General features: G+C 28.7%; 8 protein-coding genes. 5 read left to right on the forward strand and 3 right to left on the reverse strand.

Annotated features, from left to right (window positions below; genetic code table 11):
- Positions 1 to 130: 130 nt before the first annotated feature.
- Together dxs and Q0H31_RS11960 are read right to left on the reverse strand one after the other, a co-directional pair.
- Positions 131 to 1,981 carry a 1-deoxy-D-xylulose-5-phosphate synthase gene (gene dxs / locus Q0H31_RS11955; protein ID WP_295298485.1) on the reverse strand — a complete coding sequence of 617 codons (1,851 nt, stop codon included), beginning with the start codon at positions 1,979 to 1,981 and terminating at the stop codon, positions 131 to 133.
- A gap of 357 nt (positions 1,982 to 2,338) precedes the next feature.
- Positions 2,339 to 3,220 (reverse strand): hypothetical protein, encoded by an 882-nt coding sequence (locus tag Q0H31_RS11960; RefSeq protein ID WP_295298488.1) that lies wholly within the window; start codon positions 3,218 to 3,220, stop codon positions 2,339 to 2,341.
- Between the two features lie 632 nt (positions 3,221 to 3,852).
- On the opposite strand from Q0H31_RS11960, the gene Q0H31_RS11965 reads away from it, so the two are divergent.
- From Q0H31_RS11965 to Q0H31_RS11980, 4 genes are all read left to right on the forward strand, one after another.
- Positions 3,853 to 5,049: a M20 family metallopeptidase gene (locus tag Q0H31_RS11965; RefSeq protein ID WP_295298490.1), complete on the forward strand. Its 1,197-nt coding sequence runs from the start codon at positions 3,853 to 3,855 to the stop codon at positions 5,047 to 5,049.
- Between the two features lie 22 nt (positions 5,050 to 5,071).
- Positions 5,072 to 5,953: a 4-hydroxy-tetrahydrodipicolinate synthase gene (gene dapA / locus Q0H31_RS11970; RefSeq protein WP_295298492.1), complete on the forward strand. Its 882-nt coding sequence runs from the start codon at positions 5,072 to 5,074 to the stop codon at positions 5,951 to 5,953.
- Positions 5,954 to 5,958: 5 nt separating this feature from the next.
- The gene (dapB, locus tag Q0H31_RS11975) at positions 5,959 to 6,654 is read left to right on the forward strand and encodes a 4-hydroxy-tetrahydrodipicolinate reductase (RefSeq protein ID WP_295298499.1); all 696 of its coding nucleotides are present in this window, start codon (positions 5,959 to 5,961) and stop codon (positions 6,652 to 6,654) included.
- 371 nt (positions 6,655 to 7,025) lie between these two features.
- Complete coding sequence (locus Q0H31_RS11980) at positions 7,026 to 8,165, forward strand: serine/threonine protein kinase (protein ID WP_295298494.1); 1,140 nt, start codon at positions 7,026 to 7,028, stop codon at positions 8,163 to 8,165.
- A gap of 437 nt (positions 8,166 to 8,602) precedes the next feature.
- Here Q0H31_RS11980 and Q0H31_RS11985 read toward each other — a convergent pair whose 3' ends face one another.
- Positions 8,603 to 9,949, reverse strand: a complete 1,347-nt coding sequence (locus Q0H31_RS11985) for an MATE family efflux transporter (RefSeq protein WP_295298496.1) — start codon at positions 9,947 to 9,949, stop codon at positions 8,603 to 8,605.
- Positions 9,950 to 10,154: 205 nt separating this feature from the next.
- Between Q0H31_RS11985 and Q0H31_RS11990 the strand changes: the two genes are divergently transcribed.
- Positions 10,155 to 10,370, forward strand: a complete 216-nt coding sequence (locus Q0H31_RS11990; RefSeq protein ID WP_295298497.1) for a GNAT family N-acetyltransferase — start codon at positions 10,155 to 10,157, stop codon at positions 10,368 to 10,370.
- The last annotated feature ends 252 nt before the right edge of the window (positions 10,371 to 10,622 follow it).

Here is a 10,622-nt window from a genome sequence, read left to right on the forward strand (position 1 = left end):
AATTATGATACACCTATGCTATACTTTAAGAAATTAAGGAATTCCTAACTGCAATATGTCTGGCTCCTGTGCATATATATAGTTTTTTGTTCTAAATAACTATATATTTGTATAAAAAAATATTTATAATCTAATTAAAAAAATTATTTATTATTTCTTTTAAGCCATCTTTATCCAATTTATAAATATTAAGCAGCTCATCTCTTGAAGCAGTTTCAAAAAACTTATTAGGAAGAGCATGTACCTTTGTTTTTTTATTATATATTTCATTGTCAGAAAGAATATTTAATATTGCAGAACCTACTCCGCCTTTTTTAACGCTTTCTTCAATTATTAAAATATTGTCTGCTTTTTTGGCAGCACTAATTATAGTATTTTCATCTAAAGGATTTAATGTGCATAAGTTAATAATAGTAGTATCTAAATTAATTTCATCTACAGCATCAACTATATCAATCAAAGTTTGCCCATAACTAATAATGCAATTTTTTTTGCCTTCTCTGATGATATGAGCCTTACCAATTTCAAAGTTATCAGGTATTATAGTTTTATCGCATTCTCTTATAGAAGACTTATTATATCTCATCACTGTAGGACCATTATATTTATAAGAAGCTATAAACATATCTCTAAAATCTTTTTCTGCTACAGGAGCCATTATTACTATGTTTGGAATAATGCTTAAAAAGGAAATATCATATACACCTTGATGAGTATCTCCGTCTTCAGGTACTAAACCAGCCCTATCAATCATAAACTTAACATTAGCATTCATTATACCAACATCATGTATAACTTGGTCATAAGCCCTTTGCAAGAATGTTGAATATAAATAAACATAAGGTATAAGTCCGCTCTCTGCAAGACCGACAGCAAATGTAACAGAATGCTGTTCTGCTATGCCAACATCAAAATATCTGTCTTTAAAAAGTTTAGCATATTCACTAAGCCCTGTTCCAGATTCCATTGCAGCAGTTATTGCAATGATTCTTTTATCTTCTTTTGCAATATCTACTACACATTCGCCTGCAAGATTAGAAAAAGTTTTTGATGACTTCTTTTTTAATTCTCCTGTTTCTATATCAAATGGAGCAATACCATGAAACTTTGTAGGGTTTTCTTCTGCTATAGTGTATCCCTTGCCTTTTATAGTATTTACTTGAACAATTCTAAGACCATGTATAGATTTTACTTTTTCAAATGTTTCTATAAGCTCTTCATAATTATGACCATCTACAGGACCAAAATATTTAAATCCAAGACCGCTAAATGCTATACCGGGTGCAACAAAACTTCTTATAGCCCCTTTACCTCTATCTATAAACTCGTTTGCAATATCTCCAAATGGAAGAGTTGAAACTAAATTTTTTAATTTGTATGATGCATCTTGAATGAGAGTGTCATTTAAAGTGGTATTTAGAAACTTTGAAATAGCTCCTATATTTTTGCCAATAGACATTTCATTATTGTTTAATATTATTATCATGTCTTTGTCTGTATGTGCTATATTATTCATAGCCTCTAAAGCCATTCCTCCTGTCATAGCACCATCGCCTATAATAGCTATCACCTCTCCGCTATATCCTAATATTTTTTTGGCACTTGCAACGCCATAAGAAAATGAAAGAGATGTTGAAGAATGCCCTGTTTCTTCTATATCATGTTCAGACTCTTCTCTTTTTGGGAATCCTGATAAGCCTTTATATTTTCTTAAAGTATTAAATCTATCCTTTCTTCCTGTGAGAATTTTATGCGTATAAGCCTGATGTCCAACATCAAAAATAAAAGCATCTCTTGGAGAATTAAACAAATAATGCAAAACTATAGTTAAATCAACTACACCCAAATTACTTCCTAAATGCCCGCCAGTCTCTGAAACACTTTTTATTAAAAACTCTCTTATCTCTGAAGCTAAAATTGGAAGCTCTTCTACACTAAGTTTTTTTAAATCATCTATAGAGTTAATGTTTTCTAAATACATACAGCCTCTTATAAAAAATACTATTAATATTATAATATACTGAATTTTTTTAAGTTTGTCAAAAATATTTTTTACTTTAGTTATTTGCAGGGCTTTGCCCAGCACCCCACTTCTTTTGCCGATAGGCACCTACTCGGTATTGGTATAAAAGAAGCAAAACAACTGCATTTTAATACAAATTTATACTAACTACATACACTATATTTAATATATATATTACCAACATGTAAATCTAAAGTAATTGCATTTTATTCAATTTTGCGGCGGTGAAAAGTTGAATAAAACAAAAACTTATATGGCAAAATATAGCTGTTTGTATATATTTATTATATGAGTATTACAATTTTTTTCAACAAATTATCTAATGCTAAAAGGATTAAGTAAATAACCGTTTCTAATATAATTAATAGGAGTTAATATTATATAAGAGATTAACATATTAAACATTGATATTATAAAAGAAAATATTAACAAAAGTGTGTAAGCATCAATACAATTATTTATAAATATTAAAACATTTTTTGGTATACCTACATTAAACAATATTTTAATAAGTATTAAAAAAGTGTTAATAATGAGAATGCAGGCAAATAATACAATAACTCCTTTCCATGCATGTGATATATCTGCAGGACTTAATTCCATATGCGAAGCTATTGATATTGAAAGATAAAGAAATATCCAAAAACTTAATTGCTTTAATGAAGAATTTATTAAAATATTATTTATTATATTTTTTGATATATAATAAATTGAATTAAATATATTAAAAAACTCATTATAAACAAAAGAAAAAACTCCGTATTTACTGCTGTAATTAATTTTTGGTATATTAAAAATATTCTCTTTAAGTTCCGGCTGTAAAACTATAAAAAGCAAATAAACAATAAAACTCCCAACTATAATTGGTGCTATGCCTATAAAAAAATTCCCAAGCTGCTGATACCAACTGCGTGAATCATAACTATGAAGAACGTAACCTATTGTATCAGATTTGGTGTTAAAAAGTTTTATATCATCTATTCTATGCCTAAATATTATACAAAACAAAGCATGAGAGATTTCATGTATGGGGGTTCCTATCCAGCCTGTTATATATAATTCTGCCTTGCTTCCTAAGGTCTTTGCAAATAATCTTCTTGTTGTATATGATATAAAATAAAGCAAAAATCCAAACACTATAACATTGCCGAATAATCTAATTAAATCTACTAAAGTTTTTGAGACTATTATAAACAAAAAATAAAATACATCTTTAATCATTGCTATGTTTATATCGGAAATAATAATGTTTATAGTGAAATAAAAATAAAGCTTATTATAACTAAAAATTATTTTATCAAATTTTTTTATTGTTCTTTTTCCCGCCTTCGCTGTGCGGACTTCGTCAAAGAACCAAAAAGTGCAAGTTTCTTTCTGTCATCCTGAAGAATAACTTTCAATGCCAAAGAAGTTGGGCTTAACCTACGGGTATGCTTCTAAGTAGGCAAAGCCCCAAATATTAAAAATAAAATACTGACTTTCTTTTGACAAAATATAGTTGTTTAATTATAAAATAAAAAAAAACATAAAAAAATTAATTATTTTGTTTGACTTTTATGTTTTTTTGAATATAATAACTACATATAGAAATATTAAAAGGAGTGAAAAATGTACTTATCGTATAACACCTGCTTAATTAATTTAACTTCAAATATTCATTTTCAACTTTCTAAATTCTATAAGTCTTTCAAACGTAAGTAATTCTAAATATATATCTTAATTAAAACAATAAAAAATTATAAAATATTATTAAAAAAATTAACTTAATACTATATTTAAAAGTTAACATATTATATCATTAATTTATAGTATTATAAGGTTATGACTGTATGCAAAGAGATAGTAAATATTTAATATTAGATGATAAACTTAATTCTATTGAGAAATATTTAATAGATTTAAGGCGAGACTTGCACAAACACCCAGAATTAGGTTTTGAGGAGTTTTATACATCTAAAAAGATTTCTTCTATATTAAAAAGTTTAAATATAAAACATAAAGCAAAAGTAGCACAAACCGGAATAGTAGCAGATATAGAAGGAGAAGATAAAAGTTTTACAGTGGCATTTAGAGCAGATATAGACGCTTTGCCTATGGAAGACTTAAAAAAATGTGAATACTCTTCAATAAATAAAGGCAAATGTCATTCTTGCGGACATGATGTTCATACTACAATATTAACAGGAATTGCAAAATATTTTTCTAAAATAAAGCCGCCATGCAATATAAGGCTAATATATCAACCTGCAGAAGAGACTATAGGTGGTGCTTTACCAATGATTAAAAAGAATGCATTAAAAAATGTTAATGTAATATATGGTCTTCATGTTAATCCAGAATTAAAAGTTGGAAGCATTGGTGTAAAATATGGAGCAATGTATGCTAGTTCAAATATGTTTGATGTAAAAGTGTATGGAAAATCTGCACATGGTGCAAAATCATACAATGGAATAGATAGCATATTAATAGCTAGTCATATACTAACTCAAATGCATAGCTACACTTCATCATTTACAGACGGAAGTATGAGGCTTCATGTTGGTTTGATGAATGGAGGAAGTGCAAGAAATATTGTTTCTGACTTTGCAAAAATGGAAGGCATTATAAGAATGCTTTGCGATGATAAAAAAAGAAAAGAGAGATTAACTGCGATAGAAAAAATTGTTCATAACACTGCTTCTTCTTTTAATGCTAAAGCAGAGTTTATAAATATGCCTTCGTATCCTGCTTTGATTAATCATAGCAATGCTGTAGATATAGTAAGAGAATCTGCTAACAATATAAAATTAAATATTGTAGAAGAAAATGCTAATATGACAACAGAAGATTTTAGCTATTATCTTCAAAACATAAGCGGTGCTTTTTTTAGTTTGGGTGTTGCAAACAAAAAGATAAACTACCCTATTCATAATAGTATGTTTGATATAGATGAAAGGGCTATTAATATAGGAGTAAAAATGCAGATAGCTAATGTTTATGAAAGTTATTTAAAAAAAGATTTATTTAAAAAAATAAAAAACAATTAATAAATAAAAAAGGAGAAAAATTATGTCATTATTCGAAGGAGCTGGTGTAGCTTTAATAACACCATTTACAAAAGACGGAGAAATTAATTATAAAAAACTTGCTGAACTTATAGAATATCAAATAGCAAATAAAACAGATGCCATAATAGCAGCAGGAACAACAGCAGAAAGTGCTACACTTACAAGGGAAGAGAGAATAGAAGTAATAAAATTCTGTATAGAAGTTACAAATAAAAGAACAATGCTCATAGCAGGTACAGGAACTAATGTCACCAAAACAGCAGTAGAACTCACACAAAAATCATGCGAATATGGTGCAGATGCTATAATGGCAGTAACACCATACTACAACAAAGGTAATGAAAGCGGGCTTATTGACTACTACACGCAAATAGCTAATGCATCAAAAGTGCCTGTTATAATGTATAATGTGCCTTCAAGAACAGGCGTAAAACTTCCGCTTAATGTTATTAAAAAATTATCTGAAATATCAAATATAGTTGCAATTAAAGAAGCAAGCGGAGATATGAGCTATACTGCTGATATTGCAAATATTGCTCCGAAATTAGATTTATATTCTGGAAATGATGATATGGTTACTCCTATACTTGCTTTGGGCGGTAAAGGTGTTATATCTGTTACAAGCAATATTATACCTAAAGAAAATCATGATATGGTAATGAACTTCCTTAATGGAAAAGTAGAAGAATCTATAAAAGCACAAATACATTATATAGATTTAGTAAGAGCTATGTTTATAGAGGTTAATCCTGTGCCTGTAAAAGAGGCTATGAATATAATGGGTTTTGATGTTGGACCTTGCCGTTCTCCTCTTGGACCTTTAAGTGAAAAAAATAGAGAACATGTAGCTCAAATAATAAACAAATATGGGATTAAAAAATGAATACAATTAAAATAATAATACATGGTGTTGGAACAATGGGAACTATATTAAAAGATATAGTTGAAAAAGATAATAGTTTAGAATTAAGCGGTTTTGCTGACAATCTCACTAATGAAAAAGGTGATGTAATAGTAGATTTCTCTCATTTTTCATTAATTGAGAATATGCTTGATTATGGCGTAAAAAACAATATACCTATTGTGATATGCACTACAGGTTATGATGATAAAATATTAGAAAAGATAAATGAAGCATCAAAAAAAATTCCTATAGTGCTTGCTTCAAACACTTCAATAGGTGTTACATTAATGAATGAGATAGTATCAAAAGTTGCAAGTGTATTGAATGATTTTGATATAGAGATAATAGAAACTCATCACAATAAAAAGATAGATTCTCCAAGCGGTACGGCTAAAACTTTATATAATACTATTAACAACACATTAAATAATGAGATGCATTTAGTTAATGGCAGAAGCGGTACTCACAAAAGAGAAAAGAAGGAAATAGGCATGCATTCATTGAGAGGCGGAAGTGTGGTTGGAGAGCATAGCGTTATATTTTATGGAGATGATGAGGCTATTGAGATTACTCACAAGGCTATGTCAAAAAAGATATTTGCTCATGGCTCTATTAAAGCTGCTAAATTCCTCGTTGGTAAATCTCCTAAACTTTACAGTATGAAAGAGGTATTATCTTAATTTTTAATAATAAAGTTATGGGCATTATAATAAAACTTATATATGCTCATAACTTTTTCATAATAAATTTACTAATAAAAAATAAAAACCAATCATTTTTCTCTTGACAAAATATAAAAATAAATTATAATTCTTCTTAAAGAAATGAAAATAATATTTCTTTATGTATTAGGATTGCAAAATGAAAAACAAATTAATCAATCTTTTTTCTTATTCATCTATCCTCTTTTTGAGGTGATTCTTAATTTCTTTTATTTCATTAATTTAAAATAATCAAAAACAAAAAACAGCAAATATAGTATAATAGTTTCTCTATTATGCATTATATTATACATTTTATACTTTTATTAACTATTTAAGGAGATTCCTATATGAAAATCGTAAATTCTTGGAATGATTTTGACCCATTAAAACATGTTATAGTAGGCAGAGCTGATAATTGCTGTATAGCACCATCAGAACCAGCTTCAAAAGCTAAAGTACCATTAAACAGCCCAATGAGAGGTATGACAGGACCAAGACCATTGGATACCGTAGAAAAAGCAAATGCTCAGTTAGATAATCTTTGTAAAATATTAGAGCAGCATGGTGTAAAAGTGGACAGACCTACCCCGCTTCAATGGAACCAAGCTGTTATAACACCTCATTTTATGACTGGAAGTATGTTTGGCTGTATGCCTCCAAGAGATGTACTTTTAACTATTGGTAATGAAATAATTGCAGCTCCTATGTCTTTTAGATCAAGATATTTTGAGTATTTGGCTTATTCACCTATACTTAGAAAATATTTTTATGAGGACCCTGATTTTAAATGGATATCTGCTCCGCGTCCGGAACTTGGAGATGCAAGCTATGATATGCATTATTTTGACGGAGATGTTACTGAAGAAGTTTTGCTTGAAAGAACTGCTAAGCTTCACATGGTTACAACAGAACATGAAATACTTTTTGATGCTGCTGATGTTATGAGAGTTGGTAAAGATTTATTCTGTCAGCATGGTTTAACTACAAACAGAAAAGCTATGGAATGGTTAAGAAGACAATATCCGGACTTCAGAGTGCATGCTGTAAACTTCCCTGGAGACCCTTACCCAATACATATTGATGCTACTTTTGTACCTTTAAGACCAGGTTTAATAATCAACAACCCTACAAGAAAACTTCCTACAGAGCAAAGAAAAATATTTGAAGCTAATGGATGGGAGATTGTTGATGCGGCTAAACCTGCTCATGAAACTCCTCCGCCTCTTTGTTATTCAAGTGTATGGCTTTCTATGAACTGTTTGGTATTAGACCATAAAACAGTATTAGTTGAAGCAAGTGAAGTTTATCAAATGGAGCAGATGGATAAATTGGGAATGAATGTTATACCTGTGCCGTTTAGAGATGCTTATCCATTTGGCGGCGGTTTGCACTGTGCTACTGCTGATGTTTACAGAGAGGGTTCTTGTGAAGACTATTTCCCTAAACAAGTAGATGACCCTACTTTAGTTACTTACAAAAAGTGGTAATTTGTATATAGATTGTGTTTTTTATATATGGAGGCGGGCAAAACTCGTCTCCATTTTATATATAAATTATAATTGTTTAAAAACTAAATTAATAAATATTTATATTGTTTTTAATTTAATATTTAGTATGTAAGATATAATTAGTATTATTTTATATAATTTCTTAGATATAAAATTTAACTACTTGTGTTTTTTGCAACTTTTTGCCACGGGAAAAAGTTGAATAAAATAAAAAACTTATATAACAAAATTTTTAAGTTTTGAGTAGACTAGCCCCCGGTTCTTTTGCCAATAGGCACCTACTCGCTGCAACCGAATGTAGTGCCTGCGGTATTGGTATAAAAGAACTGCATTGTGGAAAGTATAGTCAAAAAATATATTGTATTATTAATGTATATACAATTCTTTTTTTAATAATTATATTTTTAATCAATTATTTAATCATAAACCTCTTTGTTATTATAACAATCTGTTTTCTTAATGTTTGTGTTATAATATATTATAGAAAGTAAACTCATTAATATAATCTGAGCTACAGGCATTGCAAGCCACACACCATTAAGCTTAAAAAATATAGGAAGAATCATTATACATAATGGGCTTACAAATAAAGGGTCTATATAAGTTAAAAAGCCTGCATATTTACTCTCCCCAGAAGAGTAAAAATAAGCAGTACCAATTCTTACCATAGGCTGAAGTATAAAAGATATAGCTATTATAGGCATAGCAATGCTTACAATGTTATTGGTCTCTATAGAAGCACCAAACATTATACCTAATTTATTTTTAAACAAAAGAACTACTATTATTAATATAGAACCTAACACAGAAGAAAATAATATTCCTTTTTTTAATACTTTTCTCATAAGCTCTTCTCTCTTAGCACCCTTAAAAAAACTAATCATAGGCTGACAGCCTTCTGCAATACCTTCAAATAAATATATTATGGAGCCGTAAATATAATTAATTACAGAATATGCACTAGTTCCAATATATCCTCCATATTTTATGCATTGTAAATTATTGAATATTACTATTAAAGAAGGAGCCATTACCAAACCAAATGGAGATAACCCTATTTGAATAGCCCTTTTAGTCATAGATAAATCAAAATCTGATAACTTTATTTTTGTTCTATATTTCTTTCTAATAAATAAATAATATATGGCAATAACAGAAACTATTGCCTGTGCTATAATTGTAGCCAATGCTGCTCCAAAAGTTCCTAATCTTAAAACCATTAAAAACACATAGTCTAATATAATGTTAGTTATAAGCCCTATACCCATGAAACTCATAGCATGTATAGTTTTACCAGAATTTCTTATTATAGGCATGCTTCCGGCAGATATAAGTTGAAATGTACCGCCTAATATAATAGTTGTAATATAACTATTAGCCTGTTCAAATATTATATCTCTCGCACCAAGCTGATAAATTAATTTGTCTTTTATTAAAAGAAGCAGTAGAGTTAATATAATGCTTGCAATTATTAAAGTGATAAATGTATTAATTTTTGCCTTATTAAACTTCTCTATATTCCCAGCTCCAAGATATGTGGACATTATAACGGAGCCGCCCATTCCAAGCATAGCAGCTGTAGCAAATAAAACCGTTCCTATAGGATAAACCAAATTAATTGCAGTAAGTCCATTATCTCCCATAGAATTACCAACAAAAAAACCATCAACTACTATATAAAGCCCTCCAAGCATAGTTGATACTATAGAAGGAAGCACATATTTAAAAAAAGATTTTTCCATCTCTTCTACTCTATTTATCATCAAAGCTCCTTAAAACATGTTATAAAACAAATTTAAATATAGTCCGATAGTAGACTATTATATTCATTTAAAAATTATTGTCAACACTAAAAAACAAATTAAATAATTTTTTATATAAATAATCTATATACAAACAAATATTTTTATATTGCAAAAAAGTTAACATAATTTATAATTTATACTAATTATTTTTAAGGGAAAATAAATGCCAATAAGACTTGCTGCCTCTGAAGATACAAAACAAATACTAGAAATATACTCAAATTATATTGATACAAACATCACATTTGAATATTCACTGCCTAGCATAGAAGAGTTTGAAAAAAGAATAAAGAATATAATTGAAGTTTATCCCTATTTAGTATATGAAGAAGATGAAAAAATATTAGGATACGCATACGCTCATAGTTTTATTATATAATATTATTACGGATTGTCAAAATTTTGCATTTATATACAGAATAAACTCAATGTGTTAATCTAATAAATATAAATTATAAATAACAATGTACTTTTCTGCAGTGACGGAGATTTGGAGCCCTTGCTGTATATACGCTTTTGGTATCTTTTGTTTTTATAATAAAAATTATTAAAATTTGTTGCACAGGAGCCAGACATATTGCAGTTAGGAATTCCTTAATTTCTTAAAGTATAGCATAGGTGTATCATAATT

Origin of the sequence: uncultured Brachyspira sp., from assembly GCF_934747485.1 — a bacterium.
GTDB lineage: Bacteria > Spirochaetota > Brachyspiria > Brachyspirales > Brachyspiraceae > Brachyspira.

Coding starts and splice junctions, on each gene's coding strand:
- dxs (WP_295298485.1), bottom strand. CDS start 1,981: ATGTATTTAGAAAACATTAACTCTATAGATGATTTAAAAAAACTTAGT.
- Q0H31_RS11965 (WP_295298490.1), top strand. CDS start 3,853: ATGCAAAGAGATAGTAAATATTTAATATTAGATGATAAACTTAATTCT.
- dapA (WP_295298492.1), top strand. CDS start 5,072: ATGTCATTATTCGAAGGAGCTGGTGTAGCTTTAATAACACCATTTACA.
- Q0H31_RS11980 (WP_295298494.1), top strand. CDS start 7,026: ATGAAAATCGTAAATTCTTGGAATGATTTTGACCCATTAAAACATGTT.
- Q0H31_RS11985 (WP_295298496.1), bottom strand. CDS start 9,949: ATGATAAATAGAGTAGAAGAGATGGAAAAATCTTTTTTTAAATATGTG.
- Q0H31_RS11990 (WP_295298497.1), top strand. CDS start 10,155: ATGCCAATAAGACTTGCTGCCTCTGAAGATACAAAACAAATACTAGAA.